Annotated in this window: 21 protein-coding genes; 16 read left to right on the forward strand and 5 right to left on the reverse strand. The window is 64.2% G+C overall.

Going from position 1 to position 17,514, the window contains the following annotated elements:
* Positions 1-23: 23 nt before the first annotated feature.
* On the reverse strand, positions 24-839 hold the full coding sequence (locus NKI15_RS13805) for an IclR family transcriptional regulator (protein WP_023737008.1): 816 nt from the start codon (positions 837-839) through the stop codon (positions 24-26).
* A gap of 155 nt (positions 840-994) precedes the next feature.
* Between NKI15_RS13805 and NKI15_RS13810 the strand changes: the two genes are divergently transcribed.
* The 8 genes from NKI15_RS13810 to NKI15_RS13845 all read left to right on the forward strand — a co-directional run bounded on the left by NKI15_RS13810 (position 995) and on the right by NKI15_RS13845 (position 7,461).
* Entirely contained in the window at positions 995-1,825 is an 831-nt protein-coding gene (locus tag NKI15_RS13810) for a transporter substrate-binding protein (protein ID WP_023737009.1), read from the forward strand.
* A gap of 69 nt (positions 1,826-1,894) precedes the next feature.
* On the forward strand, positions 1,895-2,560 hold the full coding sequence (locus NKI15_RS13815; protein WP_023693641.1) for an amino acid ABC transporter permease: 666 nt from the start codon (positions 1,895-1,897) through the stop codon (positions 2,558-2,560).
* 1 nt (position 2,561) lies between these two features.
* Positions 2,562-3,212: an amino acid ABC transporter permease gene (locus tag NKI15_RS13820; protein WP_023684027.1), complete on the forward strand. Its 651-nt coding sequence runs from the start codon at positions 2,562-2,564 to the stop codon at positions 3,210-3,212.
* A gap of 4 nt (positions 3,213-3,216) precedes the next feature.
* A complete protein-coding gene (locus NKI15_RS13825) occupies positions 3,217-4,011 on the forward strand; it encodes an amino acid ABC transporter ATP-binding protein (protein WP_023673108.1) in 795 nt (264 codons plus the stop codon).
* Between the two features lie 117 nt (positions 4,012-4,128).
* Positions 4,129-4,590 carry a RidA family protein gene (locus NKI15_RS13830; RefSeq protein ID WP_023715046.1) on the forward strand — a complete coding sequence of 154 codons (462 nt, stop codon included), beginning with the start codon at positions 4,129-4,131 and terminating at the stop codon, positions 4,588-4,590.
* A 20-nt stretch (positions 4,591-4,610) separates the two neighbouring features.
* Positions 4,611-5,816, forward strand: a complete 1,206-nt coding sequence (locus NKI15_RS13835) for an aminotransferase class V-fold PLP-dependent enzyme (RefSeq protein ID WP_023673110.1) — start codon at positions 4,611-4,613, stop codon at positions 5,814-5,816.
* A gap of 74 nt (positions 5,817-5,890) precedes the next feature.
* The gene (purE, locus tag NKI15_RS13840; RefSeq protein ID WP_023708578.1) at positions 5,891-6,388 is read left to right on the forward strand and encodes a 5-(carboxyamino)imidazole ribonucleotide mutase; all 498 of its coding nucleotides are present in this window, start codon (positions 5,891-5,893) and stop codon (positions 6,386-6,388) included.
* Complete coding sequence (locus NKI15_RS13845; RefSeq protein ID WP_023702776.1) at positions 6,385-7,461, forward strand: 5-(carboxyamino)imidazole ribonucleotide synthase; 1,077 nt, start codon at positions 6,385-6,387, stop codon at positions 7,459-7,461. Before purE ends, NKI15_RS13845 begins: the two co-directional genes overlap by 4 nt.
* Before the next feature lie 38 nt (positions 7,462-7,499).
* Here the strand turns inward: NKI15_RS13845 and NKI15_RS13850 are convergent, their stop codons facing one another.
* Positions 7,500-7,928, reverse strand: coding sequence for a lysozyme inhibitor LprI family protein (locus NKI15_RS13850; RefSeq protein WP_023684031.1), 429 nt, complete (start codon positions 7,926-7,928; stop codon positions 7,500-7,502).
* A gap of 242 nt (positions 7,929-8,170) precedes the next feature.
* On the opposite strand from NKI15_RS13850, the gene ykgO reads away from it, so the two are divergent.
* The 4 genes from ykgO (at position 8,171) to NKI15_RS13870 (ending at position 10,671) form a co-directional block, all read left to right on the forward strand.
* A complete protein-coding gene (ykgO, locus tag NKI15_RS13855; RefSeq protein ID WP_006327841.1) occupies positions 8,171-8,296 on the forward strand; it encodes a type B 50S ribosomal protein L36 in 126 nt (41 codons plus the stop codon).
* A gap of 113 nt (positions 8,297-8,409) precedes the next feature.
* Positions 8,410-8,991, forward strand: coding sequence for a tetratricopeptide repeat protein (locus NKI15_RS13860; RefSeq protein WP_023684032.1), 582 nt, complete (start codon positions 8,410-8,412; stop codon positions 8,989-8,991).
* Positions 8,992-9,135: 144 nt separating this feature from the next.
* Positions 9,136-10,200, forward strand: coding sequence for an alpha/beta fold hydrolase (locus NKI15_RS13865; protein WP_023737010.1), 1,065 nt, complete (start codon positions 9,136-9,138; stop codon positions 10,198-10,200).
* A gap of 6 nt (positions 10,201-10,206) precedes the next feature.
* On the forward strand, positions 10,207-10,671 hold the full coding sequence (locus tag NKI15_RS13870) for a hypothetical protein (RefSeq protein ID WP_286461952.1): 465 nt from the start codon (positions 10,207-10,209) through the stop codon (positions 10,669-10,671).
* Positions 10,672-10,679: 8 nt separating this feature from the next.
* Here NKI15_RS13870 and pyk read toward each other — a convergent pair whose 3' ends face one another.
* A complete protein-coding gene (gene pyk, locus NKI15_RS13875; RefSeq protein ID WP_023673117.1) occupies positions 10,680-12,125 on the reverse strand; it encodes a pyruvate kinase in 1,446 nt (481 codons plus the stop codon).
* Positions 12,122-12,610 (reverse strand): DUF1036 domain-containing protein, encoded by a 489-nt coding sequence (locus tag NKI15_RS13880; RefSeq protein WP_023673118.1) that lies wholly within the window; start codon positions 12,608-12,610, stop codon positions 12,122-12,124. The genes pyk and NKI15_RS13880 overlap by 4 nt, the downstream gene beginning before the upstream one ends.
* Positions 12,611-12,856: 246 nt before the next feature.
* Between NKI15_RS13880 and NKI15_RS13885 the strand changes: the two genes are divergently transcribed.
* From NKI15_RS13885 to NKI15_RS13895, 3 genes are all read left to right on the forward strand, one after another.
* Positions 12,857-13,654, forward strand: coding sequence for an N-formylglutamate amidohydrolase (locus NKI15_RS13885; RefSeq protein ID WP_023806504.1), 798 nt, complete (start codon positions 12,857-12,859; stop codon positions 13,652-13,654).
* A gap of 12 nt (positions 13,655-13,666) precedes the next feature.
* On the forward strand, positions 13,667-13,975 hold the full coding sequence (locus NKI15_RS13890; RefSeq protein ID WP_023673120.1) for a DUF1244 domain-containing protein: 309 nt from the start codon (positions 13,667-13,669) through the stop codon (positions 13,973-13,975).
* 325 nt (positions 13,976-14,300) lie between these two features.
* Positions 14,301-15,476: an MFS transporter gene (locus tag NKI15_RS13895; RefSeq protein WP_352514802.1), complete on the forward strand. Its 1,176-nt coding sequence runs from the start codon at positions 14,301-14,303 to the stop codon at positions 15,474-15,476.
* Here NKI15_RS13895 and NKI15_RS13900 read toward each other — a convergent pair.
* A complete protein-coding gene (locus NKI15_RS13900) occupies positions 15,440-16,348 on the reverse strand; it encodes a LysR family transcriptional regulator (protein WP_352514803.1) in 909 nt (302 codons plus the stop codon). The genes NKI15_RS13895 and NKI15_RS13900 overlap by 37 nt on opposite strands.
* 95 nt (positions 16,349-16,443) lie before the next feature.
* Between NKI15_RS13900 and NKI15_RS13905 the strand changes: the two genes are divergently transcribed.
* Positions 16,444-17,400 carry an SDR family oxidoreductase gene (locus NKI15_RS13905; protein ID WP_023834960.1) on the forward strand — a complete coding sequence of 319 codons (957 nt, stop codon included), beginning with the start codon at positions 16,444-16,446 and terminating at the stop codon, positions 17,398-17,400.
* Positions 17,401-17,514 lie beyond the last annotated feature (114 nt).

The raw sequence follows: 17,514 nt of genomic DNA on the forward strand, positions 1-17,514 counted from the left end.
CGACGGCCTCGGGGCCTAACTGCTCACCCCGCTATCGACAGCCGCGCCGCGCGATGGCGCAGCAACGTCAGCAATTCGTCGGTCTTCTCCGCTGAAGTGTCGATCGGCACCACCAGGCACAGCGTCGCCTCGACCTTGCCGGCGGCCGCGAAGACAGGGGCGGCCAGGCATTTGGTGTAGGCGTCGACCAGCCCCGAAGTGATGCAATAGCCGGTCGTTCTGGCCGTCGCGATATCGGCAATGAAGTCGTCGAACTGCAGCCTGCGGCCGTCGGGCAGCAAAAGGTCGTCTTCCGAGACCATGTCCTGGATGGCGGCCCTTTCCAATCCGGCCAGAAGCAGCCGCCCCGATGCCGTCCATGGCAGCGGGATCTGCAGGCCGGTGGCCGAGCTGATGCGGAACGGCCTGGTGCCGGGGCTGGAATGGACGATGGTATAGCGCCCGCTTTGCAGCATGCACAATTCGGAGGTCTCGCTGGTCTCGCGCGACAGATTGTCGACCTCCTGCCGGCCCCGCCTAAGCAGGTCGTTGCCCCTCACATAGTCCATTCCATAGAGGTAGAGCTTCTTGCCGAAATAGACCCGGTTGCCGTCGCCCTCCATCTCCAGGAGACCCGCATCGACCAGCGAACGCACCAGCGTATAGGTGGTGGAGCGCGGCGCATTCACCCCCTTGGCGAGATCGCCAATGCCGATGGCGCGCTGCGTAGCATGCAGGAAGTCCAGGATCTCCAGCACCCGGTTGAGGCCCTTCTCGCGCGAGCCGGAGGTCTTGTCGGGCGTCGGGCTCTCGGCTGGACCAAGCTCCGCCCGATCCGTGAGTCCATTGCTATCTTGCATAACTGATTCCTGATGTTAGTATCTGTCTTGTATAGGATACATATGTCTATTGTAAGAGACAATTCAGGTCGGCGACACGTGTGTCTGTAGGGGAACTCAAACAACAGGAGGTCGCAGTGAACGACGCATCCAAGCGAGATTTTCTGAAACTGGGCATGGCCGGGCTTGCAACGGCGGGCGTGATGACCGCTGTCAGCGCCGAAAAGGCGGCGGCACAAGCCGCATCCGACAGCGTTCTGCGCACCGCGCTTGACCGCGGCAAGCTGATCGTCGGCACCGGCAGCACCAACGCGCCATGGCATTTCGAAAACGATGCCGGCGAGCTAGTCGGCATGGACATCACCATGGGCCGCATTCTGGCCAAGGGCCTGTTCGACGATCCGAGCAAGGTCGAGTTCGTCATGCAGGATCCGGCGCAGCGCATCCCCAATGTCACCACCAACAAGGTCGACATTACCATCCAGTTCATGACCATGACCGCGCAGCGCTCGCAGCTGATCCACTTCTCCAGGCCATACTATGTCGAGGGCGTCGCCCTGCTGACGCTGCCGACGGCGGAAAACAAGACCTTCGACAAGCTGCTCGCCGGTGGTTCGGCGACGCGCATCTCGATCCTGCAGAATGTCGATGCCGAAAGCTCGGTCCATTACGCCCTGCCGGAGGCGCAGGTGCTGCAGATCGACACTCAGGCCAATGTGCTGCAGGCACTGGAATCGAAACGCGCCGATGCCGCCGCTGTCGATCTTTCAACCGTGCGCTGGCTGGCCTCGCGCAACCCCGACAAATATTTCGATGCCGGCAAGAGCTGGTACTCGATGCTCTACGGCGCGGCGGTCAGGCAGGGCGACCTGGACTGGCTGACCTTCGTCAACCAGACCTTCACCATCGCCATGTTCGGCCATGAGACCACACTCTACGACGCCGCCTTCAAGGACTATTTCGGCCAAGAGCCGCCGGCCCGCCATCCCGGTTTCCCGGTTGTCTGACAAGTGCTGGCGGAAGGGTTAGCCCTTCCGCCTTCTAGTTCGCATCCCCTTGGTTATTGCCGGAGACGCATGGGCTATACGCTCAACTTCAACCTGATCTGGCGCCATTTCGACAAGCTGTGGGGCGGCCTTCTGCTCAGCCTCGAGCTTGCCGTGATTTCGATTGCCATCGGCGTCGTCATCGGCCTGGTGCTGGCGGTCTGGTATGTCTCGGCCGGACGCGTGGTGCGCGCCATCATTGCGGCTTACGTCGAATTCATCCGCAACGTGCCGCTGATCCTGCTCGTCTATCTTGTCTTCTACGGCCTGCCGACGGTGATCGACGTCGCCTACGACGCGCCGACCTCGTTCGTGCTGACGCTGTCGGTCTATAGCGGCGCCTATCTGGTCGAGGTGTTCCGCTCCGGCCTCGAAGCCGTGCCGCGCGGCCAGCTCGATGCCGGCAAGGCGATCGGGCTCACGCCTTGGCAGCGGCTGGTTCATGTGCGCCTGCCGACCATGCTGCGCATCACGCTGCCGGCGCTGTCCAACACCTTCATCTCGCTGTTCAAGGACACGTCGATCGCCTCGGTGATCTCGGTGCCCGAGCTCACCTTCGGCGCCCAGTGGATCAACTTCAACACCTTCCGCATCGTCGAGGTCTATCTGGTGACGACGGCGATGTACCTGGTGACCGGCTACACCCTGCTCTTCGGGCTGCGGCTGGTCGAACGCCGGTTCAGGGCTGCGCGCTGACATGCTGAGCCAGATCCTCTACGCCGTACCGTTCCTCGCCCAGGGCTTCGCCATCACCTTGTGGGTGTCGCTGCTGGTCGTGGTGCTGTCGCTGATTGCCGGCGTCGCGCTCGGCGTCGGCCTGGTCTACGGCCCGGCGCCGCTGCGCTGGGCCGTGCGCATCTTCTCCGACACCATCCGCGGCATCCCGATCCTGGTGCTGATGTTCTTCGTCTATTACGGCCTGCCGGCCATCGGCCTGCATCTGCAATCCTTCTCGGCGGCGGTGCTGGCGCTCACCTTGTTTAAGACCGCGCAGGTCATTGAGTATCTCCGCGGCGCCGTCGGCTCCATTCCCAAAGGGCAGTCCGAGGCGGCGATGGCGATTGGGCTGACCTTCCGCCAGCGGCTCACCTACGTCATCTTTCCGCAGGCCTTCCGGCGCTTCCTGCCGCCCTGGATCAACGGCGTCACCGATGCGGTCAAGGGCAGCGCCCTGGTCTCGCTGCTCGGCATCACCGACCTGATGCAGGCGATCAACCAGGTCATCGGCCGCACCTATGAGGCGATGCCGCTCTACATCCTCGGCGCCTTGATCTATTTCGCCGTCAACTATGCGCTTTCCTACGCCAGCCGGCGGCTGGAACGGCGCTTTGCCTTCATCCGGGACTAGCACGATGGCCACAAGCTCGAACGACAATGCTGCCCTTCTCGACATTGCCGGGGTCTCGAAAGCCTTTGGTTCGGTCGAGGTGCTTCGCTCGGTCAGCCTCAAGGTGGACAGGGGCGAAGTGGTCACCGTCATCGGCCCTTCCGGCAGCGGCAAAACCACCCTGCTGCGCTGCGTCAACTTTCTCGAAAGCTACGACTCAGGCTCGATCCGCATCGACGGCAAGGAGGTCGGTTTTCGTGAGGCCGGCGCGCGCCAGCGGCGCAGCGAGCGCGACCTTGCCAATATGCGCGCCGAAACCGGCATGGTGTTCCAGAGCTTCAACCTGTTTCCGCACCTCACCGCCGCCGGCAACATCATGCTCGGCCTCACCAAGGTGCGCGGCAAGAGCAAGGCCGAGGCGCGCCAGATCGCCGAGCATTGGCTGAGCCGCGTCGGCCTCGCCCACAAGGCCGACAGCCTGCCGGCGGAACTCTCCGGGGGCCAGCAGCAGCGCGTCGGCATAGCGCGGGCAGTCGCCATGGAGCCAAAGATCCTGCTGCTCGACGAGATCACCTCCGCGCTCGATCCCGAATTGGTCGGCGAGGTGCTGGCCGTTGTGCGCAGCCTGGCCGAAGACGGCATGACAATGGTGATGGTCACGCACGAGATGGCCTTTGCCCGCGACGCTTCGAGCCGCATTGTCTTCATGGCCGATGGCGGTGTCAGCGCTGTTGGCCCGCCGAAGGAGATCCTTGCCGAAGAGACCACCAATGAGCGCCTGCGCTCTTTCCTGGCGCGGTTCCGCGCCTCGCATTTCTGACATGGGCGGCCCAAAGCAATTCCAGGAAAAGTGTAAGCGGTTTTCCCGGGAAAAGCGCGAAGCGCTTTCCCTTGGGAATTGCGTAAAACAACAGGCCGGCCCAAGGAGAATTCTTCCATGACGCCTTACATCCGGCTCGCCGAGCTCGGCCTGATGCTGCCCGAGCCGCCGACGCCGATCGCCAATTTCGTCACCCATGCCGAGAGCGGCCGGCTGATCTTTCTTTCGGGTCAAGGGCCGCTGCGCGCCGACGGCACGCTGTGCACCGGCAAGGTCGGCGAGGACGTCACCGTCGAGCAGGCCTATGAGCATGCCCGCCTCACCGGCCTCAACCTGCTCGCCGTCATGCACGCCGCCGCCGGCGATCTCGGCCGCATCGTGCGCGTCGTCAAATTGCTCGGCTTCGTCAATGCGACGCCGACCTTCAGCGACCACCCGAAAGTGGTCAATGGCTGCTCGGACCTGTTCGCCAGCGTCTTCGACAAGATCGGCGGCCATGCCCGCTCGGCGATCGGGGTCGGCTCGCTGCCTGGAAACATCACCGTCGAAATCGAAGCGGTCGTCGAGATCGCCGCCTGACCGTCAAGGGATTGCTGAACATGAAAACCTATTCCGACACCGGCTCCAACACCACGATCCGTGAACGGCTGGGACTGCGGCCGATCATCAACGTCTCCGGCACGATGACGACGCTCGGCGCCTCGATCATCGTTCCCGAGGCGATCAGCGCCATGGCCGAGATCGCCTCGCAATGGGTGGAGATGGACGATCTGCAGCGCGCCGCAAGCGTAATCACCGCCCGCCTCACCGGCGGCGAGGCCGGCTTCATCACCGCCTGCTGCGCCTCAGGCATCACAATGGCGATCGCCGGGGCGATGACCGGCACCAATTTGCTGGCGATCGAACGGCTGCCCGACGATACCGAAGGGCTGAAGTCCGAAGTCGTCATCCAGCTCGGCCATATCGTCAATTACGGCGCACCGATCGACCAGTCGATCCGCGTCGCCGGCGCCAAGGTCATTCCGGCCGGCACGGTCAGCGTCACGCAGGATTATCATGTGCGCGAGGCTATCAACGAGCGCACGGCGGCGGCGCTCTACGTCGTGGCGCACCACACCGTGCAATACGGCATGCTTTCCCTTGAGGAATTCTGCGATATCTGCCACGCCAGGGGCGTGCCGGTGATCGTCGATGCGGCTTCCGAATATGACCTGCGCAGCTTCCTGGCGCGCGGCGCCGACATCGTCGTCTACAGCGGCCACAAATTCCTTTCGGGGCCGACCAGCGGCATCGTCGCCGGCCGCAAGGATCTCGTCCGCGCCGCCTATCTGCAAAACCGTGGCGTCGCCCGCGCCATGAAGGTCGGCAAGGAAAGCATCGCCGGCACGATGGCGGCGCTCGAAGCCTGGGAAAAGCGCGACCATGCCGGCATCCGCCGACGCGAGGAAGCGGCGCTCCATCTGTGGAGGGATTCGCTGCAGGGAATACCCGGCATCGTCGCAAACATCATTCCCGACCCGACCGCCAATCCGCTCGACCGGCTGCAGATCTTCGTCTCCCCCGAAAGCCGCTTCAGTGCCGCCGGCCTCGCCTCGGCATTGGCGGCCGGATCGCCGCCCATCATCGTGCGCAACCACGAAGTCGAGCGTGGCCATTTCTTCCTCGACCCGTGCAACCTGCACCCAGGCGAGGCCGAGATCGTCGCCGAACGCCTCCGCGCCGTGCTCACCGCGGCCGACAGGCCGGCGGATGCGATGAGACAGCCGCGAAAGGATTCATCCGGCGCCCTGCGCTGGCCGGACTAGGCTGCGGCGGCCGCCATCCTTGCGGGCCAGCCCGAATTCCGCTAAGGCGCGCCTTTACCGCCGGGAGCATGCGCTTGACCGACCACCGCGCCGACGTCGCCATCATCATGGGCAGCCAGTCCGACTGGGCGACGATGCGCCACGCCGCCGAAACGCTGGAGGCGCTGGGCATTCCGCACAAGCGGCTGATCGTCTCCGCCCACCGCACCCCGGACCGCCTTTATGATTTCGCCAAAGGCGCCAAGGCGGCCGGCTACAAGGTGATCATCGCCGGCGCCGGCGGCGCCGCCCACCTGCCCGGCATGACGGCGGCGATGACGCCGCTGCCGGTGTTCGGCGTGCCGGTCGAATCGAAGGCGCTGTCCGGCCAGGATTCGCTGCTCTCCATCGTCCAGATGCCGGCCGGCATTCCGGTCGGCACGCTTGCCATCGGCAAGGCGGGTGCGGCCAACGCCGCCCTTCTGGCGGCCGCCGTGCTGGCGCTGCACGACGAAAAACTTGCCGCCCGCCTGGATGCCTGGCGCACCGCCCAAACCGCCAGGGTCGCCACCGAACCGACGGACGCGCCGTGAGCCTGCCCGCCGGATCGAGCATCGGCATCATCGGCGGCGGCCAGCTCGGCCGCATGCTGGCTGTTGCCGCAGCGCGCCTCGGCTACCGCACAATTATCCTCGAACCGCAGGCCGATTGCCCGGCGGCTCAGGTCGCCAACCGCCAGATCACCGCCGCCTATGACGATGCGGACGCCCTTGCCGAACTGGCGGCAGTCAGCGCCGTCGTCACCTACGAATTCGAGAATGTGCCGGTAGCGGCTGCCGGCGCGCTCGCCGCCAAGGTCCCGGTCTATCCGCCGCCCAGGGCGTTGGAAGTCGCCCAGGACCGGGTGGCGGAGAAGCTATTCCTGAACGGCATCGGCATCAGGACAGCGGATTTCCGCTCCGTCGACAATGACGACGAGCTGACGGCGGCGCTGAGAGAGTTCGGTGGCAGCGGCATCTTGAAAACCCGCCGCATGGGCTATGACGGCAAGGGCCAGCGCGTCTTCCGCAACATGGAGACGGGCGGCTTTGCCGGCACATGCGAGACCATGGGCAATGTGCCGCTGATCCTCGAATCCTTCGTCGCTTTCGAGCGCGAAATCTCGGTCATCGCCGCGCGCGGGTTGGACGGCGCGGTCGCCGCCTACGATCCGGCTGAGAACGTCCACCGCGACGGCATCCTGCATACCTCGACCCTGCCGGCCCAGATCAGGCTGGAGACGGCGGCGACGGCACAGGGGTCGGCAGCGAAAATCCTGGCGGCCCTCGACTATGTCGGCGTCATCGGCGTCGAGTTCTTCGTTCTTGCCGATGGCACGCTGCTGGCCAACGAAATGGCGCCGCGCGTGCACAATTCCGGCCACTGGACGGAAGCCGCCTGCATCGTTTCGCAATTCGAGCAGCATATCCGCGCCATTGCCGGCCTGCCGCTGGGCAACCCTGGCCGGCATTCAAACTGCATCATGGAAAACCTGATCGGCGACGATGTGCTGCGCGTACCCGCTTTGCTCGCCGAGCCCGATCTGATGCTGCATCTCTACGGCAAGGCGGAAGCGCGCCCAGGCCGCAAGATGGGCCATTTCACGCGCATCAGCCGCCGTAGCTAAGCCATTCCGGCACTTTGCGCGAGGGCGTGGCTCGAGCCCTATTGCAGCTCGTCGTTCAGATCCCCGTCCTCGTCGGGGCTGGCGCAACTCGCATCGCCTTCCCTACAATTGGCGCCCGCGGTGAGCTGTTTGATGCGCTGGTCCGTCAGTTCGGTCAGGCATTGTGAAACCTCCATCGGATGGATGGAGCCGCCCTCGCTGTCTGTCGTCGTATAGGCGCATTCGGCGTCGCGGAAGGCGATCCAGGCGCGTTGCGCGACCTGCAGCAGCTTCCTGCCCTTGTCGTCGTTGCGACCGACGAGATCCTTGTAGGCCTGGTTGAGCTTGGCATCGGCGGCCCGATAGTCCTCGCCGGCGCAGATGTTCATCATCTGCTGGCTGTCGTCGTTGCGGTCGCATTCCTGCGCCTGCGCGATGGAGGCGGCTGCCATAACGGCAAGGCTCGCGGACACAAACAACAGGCGCATGGAGGTCTCCAAATCGGCTTGCGGGTGCCGCACCATTCCAGCCCGCCTTCGGCCGCGCAATGGCGTGGAGCCGAGATGGCGGATATTTGATGGCCAAAGCCATTCTCGGCCTCTATCCAGCACGCTTGCGGTTGACACGGGCAAGGCTCCTCGTTTATGAGCCACCGCAAGTTCAAAGGCGCGCTTTTCAGGCGCGCCTTAATAATTCGGCCCGGACAGGGCCCAGACCGACGGGCAAGACCATGAAGATCAAGAATTCGCTCAAGGCGCTGAAGGCGCGTCACCGCGACAACCAGCTGGTTCGCCGCAAGGGCCGCGTCTACATCATCAACAAGACCGCTCCGCGCTACAAGGCGCGCCAGGGCTGAGTGTTCGGCCGGGGGTTCGTTGCCTCCGTCCATATGATGGTAATTGCCTGGTTCCAGGCACTTTCACGCTAATTTCAGTTTGACGATCCGCGGTCCGGGGTTAGATTCCGGCGATGCGGATTCTTTTTGCATTTTTGGCCACCCTCTTTCTTTTCGGCGTCGCTCCGGCGTCGGCGGACGATCCGCCGGCAAAGCCGCCGGTTGCCCTGACCAGGGAAGCCAGGCTCGACCAACTGTTTGCCGAGCTGAAGCGCGAGCGCAACGAAAAGGCGGCCGAGCGCATCGCCGGGCGCATCTGGGGCGAATGGTTCCAGTCCGGCAGCGCCTCGATCGACCTGATGATGCAATGGTCGCAAAAGGCGATGGACGACCAGAAGTTCGACGTCGCCCTCGACTTCCTCGACCAGGTCGTCATCCTGCAGCCAAAATATGCCGAAGGCTGGAACCGGCGCGCCACGGTGCATTACATGATGAAGAATTTCGGGAAATCGATGTCCGACATCGACCAGACGCTGCAGCTGGAACCACGCCATTTCGGCGCGCTTTCGGGCCTGGCCCAGATCATGGCCGCCACCGGCCACAAGCAGTCGGCGCTCGAAGCCTGGCAGAAGGTGCTGACTATCTACCCGATGATGCGCAGCGCCCAGGACCAGGTCGCGGCAATTTCGGAAGAGCTTGCCGGCGAAGGAATTTGATTAGGCAGTAGGAATTAGGGATTAGTTAGTAGTCAGTAGAGAAGATTGGTCGAGACGCCACCTCCCTACTCCCTACTCCCTACTCCCTACTCCCTACTCCCTACTCCCTAGAACTTATCCCCCTCCACCCCCGTATCTCCGCGCATGAACCTCATTTACGCCGCCTGTGCTTTGCTCCTCGCGCTCGTCTTTGCCCTGGCCGGTGTCACCCGGGCCGGCGCGTGGCTGATCGAGTGGCGGAACCCGCCGGCCGGCGAATTTGCCGACATCGACGGCACCCGCATCCACTATGTCCACGTGCCGGCGCCTCAAAATGCCGAGCTGCCGGCCATCGTCTTCATCCACGGCGCCAGCGCCAACCTCAGGGATCAGATGCTGCCGATCAGGCCTTTGCTCGAAGGCCGCGCGGAGATGGTCTTCCTCGACCGGCCGGGCTTTGGCTGGTCGGCACGCGGCCCCGGCAATGAGAGCCCGTCGGCGCAGGCCGACACCATCGCCAGGCTGATGGACCGTCTCGGCATCCACAATGCGATCATGGTCGGCCATTCCTTTGGCGGCGTGATCACCGCCGCCTTTGGCCGCGAACACCCGGAGAAGACGCTCGGGCTGGTCTTTCTGTCGCCGGTCAGCCACCCCTGGCCGGGCGGCGCGACCGCCTGGTACTACAAGCTGACCGCCACCCCCATCATCGGCTGGCTGTTCTCGGAGACATTGACCTATCCGGCAGGCACGCTGCAGATGGACAGCGCCACGGCCTGCGTGTTTTCTCCCAACAAGGTGCCGGAAGGCTATGTCGGCAATGCCTCGATTCCGCTGGTGCTGCGTCCCGGCGCTTTCCGCGCCAACGCCATCGATGTCGCCGGCCTCTACGACTATACGCTGAACGCCGCGCCGCAATACCGCGACATCACAGCGCCAACGATTGTCATCTCGGGCGATCGCGACAAGGTGGTCTATGCTTCGATCCATTCGGTCGGCCTGGACAGGGACATCCCCGGCGCCGAACTGATCTGGGTCCACAATCTCGGACACAAGCCGGATTGGATCGCGCCAGACCTCGTCGTCGGTGCCATCGAAAAAGTCGCCGGCAAGGTCGTCGACCTGCAGGCATTGGCAAAAACCGTGGAAGCACGCATCGCCGGCGATGCCTACAACGATGCACAGTGCCCCGACATTACGGTGCCCGACGCGCAACTCGCCCCGACGTGACGGCGCATGTATGTCCTGAAGCACGGAATCAAGAAAAACCCCGAAGCGTTCTGGGCGCTACCGGATCGCATCTTCTTCGGCTACGGCGCCTGCCACATCCTTGCGGGCACCTTCCTCAGCCATCCTCCCCTGGACGGATTCTACGGCGAACGGATCATTCCGGGCGAGGATTTCTACGGCAACCATATCTACATGACGAACGGCGTGATCGCCTTCGACTATCACGGCTATTCCAGCCGAGAGCGGCTTCTGCAGCACCACGGAAGGGGATGGGCTTCGCATAGCGCAGGCTGGCACTGCACGCTGGAAAGGGTCGATTTCGACCTGCTCGACACCGCCGACCTCAACCGGCGAAAGATGCGCGGCCCGGATCAGTATCTCTATGACCCACTCCCTCGCGCACACCGCTTCCTTCAGCGTATCGATCACGCCGAAGGTGCGGCAAGAGCGCTGCGAACTGTGATGAGTTGAAGCCTCTGTCAACCTATGTTGCGGGTGGCCTGCACGTCCGATCCGACATAGGCGATGCGCAGCATGTTGGTCGAACCCGGCGTCCTCAGCGGCACGCCCGCCGTGATGATGACACGGTCGCCCGGCTGGCCGAACCCCTCTTCGAAAGCGATGCGGCAGGCGCGGTCGACCATGTCGTCGAGGTCGCTGGCGTCGGGCGAGACGACGCAATGCGTGCCCCACAAAAGCGACAGCCGCCGCGCCGTGTTGAGGATCGGCGACAGCGCGATGATCGGCACTTGCGGCCGCTCGCGCGCGGCGCGCAGGCCGGTGGTGCCCGACGCCGTATAGGTTATGATCGCCGACAGTTTCAGAGTCTCGGCAATCTCGCGGGCGGCGAGCGAAATGGCGTCGGCGCCGGTTGCTTCCGGTTCCGAGCGCTGCGCGTTGATGATGCCGGCATAGGTCGGGTCGGTTTCGACCTTGGTGGCGATGCGGTTCATCATCGCCACCGCCTCGACCGGATAGGCGCCGGCAGCGGATTCGGCTGAAAGCATGATGGCGTCGGCGCCCTCGAACACGGCGATCGACACGTCGGACACCTCGGCGCGGGTCGGCACCGGCGCGGTGATCATCGATTCCAGCATCTGCGTGGCGACCACCACCGGCTTGCCGGCGCGGCGCGCGGCGCGCGTGATCTGCTTCTGGATGCCAGGCACGGCTTCCAGCGGCATTTCCACACCGAGATCGCCGCGGGCGACCATCAGCGCGTCGGAGAGTTCGATGATTTCGGCCAGCCGGGCGACGGCCTGCGGCTTTTCAATCTTGGCCATGATCAGCGCCCGGCCGCGCGCGATCTTGCGGGCTTCCGCCAAATCCTCCGGCCGCTGCACGAACGACAGCGCCACCCAGTCGACGCTTTCCGCCAGCACCGCATCGAGGTCCTTGCGGTCTTTTTCGGTCAGCGCACCGACCGGCAGGTCGGTGTCGGGCAGGCTGACGCCCTTCTTGTCGGAAATGGTGGTGCCGGCGACGACGGTGCAGGTGATCGATTTGCCGTCGCTCTTCACCGCCCTGAGCTCCAGCTTGCCGTCGTCGATCAACAGACGGTGGCCGGCCTCGACCGAACTCAGGATTTCGGGATGCGGCAGGTAGACCCGGGTCGACGTGCCGGGCTCGGGATTGTTGTCGAGGGTGAAGGTCTGGCCCGGCGTCAGAACCTCCTTGCCGTTGGCGAACTTGCCGACGCGCAGCTTCGGTCCCTGCAAATCGGCCAGGATGCCGATCGGACGGCCGACCTTTTCCTCGACCGCGCGGATGCGGCCGACCAGCGTGCGCATCAGCTCGTGATCGGTGTGGCTCATATTGATGCGGAAGACATCGGCGCCGGCTTCGAACAGCTTCTGCAGCATCTCCTCGGACGAGGAGGCAGGACCGATGGTGGCGAGGATCTTGACCTTGCGGCTACGTCTCATTGACTGTTTGTTCCCGGGGCGGCTGGAGCGCCTCCCGTTGTGGACTCATCGGTCAGCTGGACCATCCAGCTTGCCTGCTCGCCCGTGTCATATTCCTGGAATCCGGCGCGCTGGAAGCCCCGGGCGACGCAATCGGTAACGCCTGCGATCTTGAACTCTTTTTCGGCCACGCACATGTTGATCGGGCCATCCCAGCGCCCGCCGCGCTCGGCGTCTTCTGCATAAAGATAGTAAAACCTCGATGACAGCGGACCTTCGATCAGCGTCTTGCAGCTCGATCCTTCGATGTGCCACCACCCCTCGGTGATCCAGCCTGCCTTGGCGCGGTAGCCGATGCCAACGCCGACCAGGTTCTGCGTGGCGTTGCAGACGCGGAAATCGGCGCGGGCAGGCGAAGCCGCGACCAGCGCGGTGAGCCCTAGCGTCAGGGTCAGGAGCGGCACGGCAAAGGCGGTGCGCGCACGCGGCCTGCCGGCGGAACCCATCCCGAAACCCCTCAATAACGTCATCTGCATCTCTCAACGCCCCTTTTCGGAAAAGTCCGGGCGCATGTCAACGCGCCGTTCTGTCCAATTCCAATCGATTTAGAAAGGCCCCCGACACGCGATACGCCGCGCGTCACAGGATTTTCGCAGAAACCGTGGCCAAACAACGGCATTGCGCAACCGTCCTCTTCGTGGGAATGACGATACCACCCTCCCCGGAAGCCAGCGAACAGACCTTTCCAGCCAATGACCCGATCCACAGTTTTCGCGCCTTTCGATATCGTCGAAGGCGACCGCAAGCGAGGCATCGTGCTTGTCGCCGACCATGCCCGCCGCGACCTGCCGGAGGAGTATGGCAGTCTCGGCTTGCCGGCGGCGGAACTCGATCGCCATATCGCCTACGACATCGGTGTCGAGACGGTGACGCGCGAACTGGCCGCAGCGCTCGACGTGCCGGCGGTGATCGCCAATTTTTCGCGGCTGCTGATCGATCCCAATCGCGGCGAGGACGACCCGACGCTGATCCGCCAGCTCTATGACGGCACTGTCGTGCCGGGAAACTACCCTATGGCGCCGCAAGAACGCGAAAGGCGGCTCGACGGCTTCTACCGGCCTTATCAGGACGCGGTCGGCGCCATGATCGCGTCGGTGGCGCACGCCTCAGGCAAAGCGCCGTTCATCTTCTCCGTACACTCCTTCACCCCTGTCATGCAGGGCTTCATCCGCCCTTGGCATGTCGGCATATTGTGGGACCTCGACGACCGCGTGGCGCGGCCGCTGATCGACATGCTGGCGCAGGATAAAAACCTCGTCGTCGGCGACAATGAACCCTATGACGGCGCGTTGCGCGGCGACACCATGTTCAAGCACGCCATCGTCAACGGCTTTGCCCATGCGCTGATCGAGATCCGCCAGGACCTGATATCAGACCGCAAGGGGGCGCTGGCCTGGACGGAACGGCTGGCGCCGATCGTTGACGCCATCGACCGCCGTCCCGATATACATCAGGTGAAGATGTTCGGCTCGCGCACCGGGCCGCTGTGAGGATCCAAGGCAATGACCGAACTCAGCGATGACCAGAAACGCGATTTCGAGGCCGCGGCCTTCCGCCGGCTGGTCGATCATCTGCGCGAGCGCAGCGATGTGCAAAACATCGACCTGATGAACCTCGCCGGCTTCTGCCGCAACTGCCTGTCGAACTGGTATCGCGAAGCGGCCGAGGCTGAGGGCGTCGATCTCGGCAAGGACCAGTCGCGCGAAATCGTCTACGGCATGCCCTATGCGCAATGGCAGGCGCTGAACCAGACCGAGGCTTCGGACGCCAAGAAGGCGGAATTCGAGGCGAGGCGGCCGAGGGATCATTGAAGTAGCGCGCGGTTCACAGGATTGACGTCGGCGGGACAGCGCCCCCCTCTGTCCTGCCGGACATCTCCCCCACTTGGGGGGAGATTGGCCGTCACGCAGGCTCTAGCCAATCGCCAGCGGTGCAAGAATAAGCGAGGCGCCGAAGCCGCCAATCTCCCCACTTGTGGGGGAGATGTCCGGCAGGACAGAGGGGGGGCGCGAAGGAACGCTGCCCAATGGTTTCCCCTTAGATGTGGCCCACAAGCTTTTCGCAGCCAAGCGCTTGACGAGAAATTGAATCGATCTAATTTGCCGCGCAAAGCCATTCTTTGACCGGATTCGGGCCATGAACGCGCAAAACACCATGCAGAGCGCCATTCGCGGGCGATGGGCTGTAGCAAGCATCTTCCTCGGCAACGGCTTCCTGACCGGCAGCTGGGCGCCGCAGATTCCGGTGTTCCTGACCCGGCTCGACATCTCGAAATTCACCCTCGGTCTGCTGATCCTTCTGTTCGGCGTCGGCGCGGTCGCGGCCATGAGCTGGTGCGGCCATCTGATCTCCAGGCATGGCTCGCGCACCGTGTTGCGCTGGTTTGGCCTGTGCGGCAGCCTCGGCCTGCTGGTCGTGGCGCTGGCGCCCAACGTGCCGCTGGCGTCGATCGCCATGATCATCTTCGGCGGCTCGATCGGCGGCATGGATGTCGCCATGAACGCCAATGCCGTGGTGGTCGAGCGCAGGCTGTCCCGCGCCATCATGTCGTCCTCGCACGGCTTCTGGAGCCTCGGCGGTTTCGCCGGTGGCGGTCTGGGCGGTTACGCCATCCAGACTTACGGCCACCTCGCCCATGCGGCTGTAGTCACGATCATCGCTTTTGCCGTCATTGCCGTGGCGGTCGGCTACCTCATCGCCGAAGACAAGCCGCAGGCGGCCGAACATCACAAATTTACGCTGCCGGCCAACCCGCTGGTCTACCTGGTCGGGCTGATGGCGCTGCTGACGATGATTTCCGAGGGCGCCGTGCTCGACTGGGCAGCGCTTTATCTCAGGCAGGAGCTCGGCGCCGACCTCGCCATCGCCGGCCTTGCCTACGCCGCCTTCTCCGGCGTCATGGCGGTCATGCGCTTCTTCGGCGACGGCGTGCGCAACCGCTTCGGCGCGGTGGCGACGCTGCGCGGCTCGGCGGTGGTCGCCGCCGCCGGCATGCTGGTCGCCGGCCTGTCGCCTTCGCCCTGGATCGCCATCGCGGCTTTTGCTCTCTGCGGCTTCGGCATCGCCAATATGGTGCCGATCATCTTCTCGGCCGGCGGCAACCAGGAAGGCATGTCGTCGGGCACCGGCATGAGCGTCGTCACCACCATGGGCTATTCCGGCATATTGGTGGCGCCGTCGGCGATCGGCTTCGTCGCCGAGCATTCCAGCTTCGGGCCGATCTTCGTCGCCATGTCGGGGCTGTTGATCGTCGTGCTTTTGATGGCCGGGCTCGCTCACCGCGCCGAATTCGCGGCCGCCCCCGCCGAATAGCGCTTCAGCTCCTCGTAGAGGAAATCCGCTACGCGGCGGATGCGCACGCTGGTGCGCACGTCGCGATGCATGGCCAGCCACACCGGCAGGCTGGGCAGTGGCAGGCCGGGCAGCAGTTTCTCCAGCGACGGGTCGCTGTCGGCCAGCGGCTCCTGGCCAAGACCGACGCCGTTTCCCGCCCGCAGCGCTTCCCACAGAACGATCTGGTTGTCGGCCCTGAAGCGGAAGCTGCTTCGGGTGACGGGGATGCCGGCTTGGGTAAAGCCCCGGATCATCTCGTCGCTGCGGTCGAAGCCGATCAGCGGGTGGTCGAGAAGATCGGCGGGCTTGAGCGGGCGGCCGTGCTGGTCGAGATAGGATTTCGCCGCGCAGCAGCAGAGCTTGATATCGCAGACCTTGCGCGCCGTCAGCTCGTTCTGCGCCGGCTTGACCATGCGGATGGCGATGTCGGCATCCCTTCGCAGCAGGTTCTCGACCTGGTTCGAGGCGACGATCTCGACCTCGATGCCGGGCTCCTCGATGCCGAGCCGCGCCGTCATCTTCGGCAGCACATAGGCCGCCACCACCTCGCTGGCGGCAATGCGCACCGTGCCTTCGATCGCCTCGACCGAGCCCAATGCCAATAGTGCGAACGCGCTCGCCTGCTCGCTCACCGCTCTGCCGCGTTCGAACAGCGTGGCGGCTGCTTCCGTCAGCGCATAGCCGCGCCGCCCGCGCCGGAACAAGGTGACGCCCAACGCCTGTTCGAGCTCACCGATGTGACGCCCGAGCGTCGGTTGGCTGGCCGACAGTTTGCGCGCCGCGGCCGACAGGCTGCCGGTCTCCGCCACGGTGACGAAACTCTTGATCAGGTTCCAGTCGATGTCTTCCATTCATTTATGAATAACAAAGCTGCATTGATAGTCAATTTTCATTCGCATATGGAGGCATCATATTCGCCGTGCAAACACCAACACGGAGAAGAAAAATGACCAAGATCGCAATTCTGGGGGCCAATGGCCGGCTCGGCCGCGTGGTTGGCAAAGCCTTCATCGACGCCGGTTTCGACGTCCGCGCCGTCACCCGCAGCGGCAAGGTCCCAGCCGAACTCAAGGGCGCCACCGCCGTCGCCGGCGATGCGCTCGACCGCGAGGCGCTGATCCGCGCCACGCAAGGCGTCGACATCATCTTCAACGGCCTCAACCCGATCTACACCGACTGGGGCAAGTGTCTGCCAATGGCGGAGAACGTCATGGCCGCCTGCCATGCCAATGGCGCGCTGCATCTTTTCCCCGGCACTGTCTACAATTACGGCTCGCCGATGCCTGAGGTGGTCACCGAAGACACGCCATTCCGTCCGACCACCGAGAAGGGCCGCATCCGCTGCGCCATGGAAGCGCTGTTTCGCCGCGAGGCCGATGCCGGCCGCGTCCGCACCATCATCCTGCGCGCCGGCGATTTCTTCGGCGGCACCGGCAGCGGATCATGGTTCGACCTCGTCGTCGCCGCCAAGATGAGCAAGGGCGTCTACACCGCGCCTGGCCCTGCCAACCTCGTGCACGAATGGGCCTATTTGCCGGACTTCGCCATCGGCTTCGTCGGCCTGGCGCGCAATCAGGGCAAGCTCGGCTTCTTTGAGGCGCTCAACTTCCCCGGCCACGCCGTCACCGACATGGACATCAAGGCCGCGGCCGAGAAGGCGCTTGGCCGGCCGCTGAAACTGACCTTCATGCCGTGGTGGGTGCTGCGCGCCGGCAGCCCGTTCGTGGCGATGTGGCGCGAGATCGTCTCGATGTCCTATCTGCGCTTCGAACCGCACCGGCTCGTGTCCGACCGGCTGGCAAGCATCATCGGCGAAGTCCCGCACACGCCGCTGGACGAGGCCGTGGCCGAGGCATTGAAGGACATCGGCATCAGCCTCGACAATGCAAAAGACGCCGCTTAAATGCATGTCGCCCAGAAGTGTGCGCGGTTCTGGGACAACGACATGCATCAAAACAAAGACTTTAGACAAAAATCTCTCTCGCGGTGCTGGCCCAATCGCTGGAAATCAGCAACC

The sequence above is a fragment of the Mesorhizobium sp. M0862 genome (assembly GCF_040319795.1).
GTDB lineage: Bacteria > Pseudomonadota > Alphaproteobacteria > Rhizobiales > Rhizobiaceae > Mesorhizobium.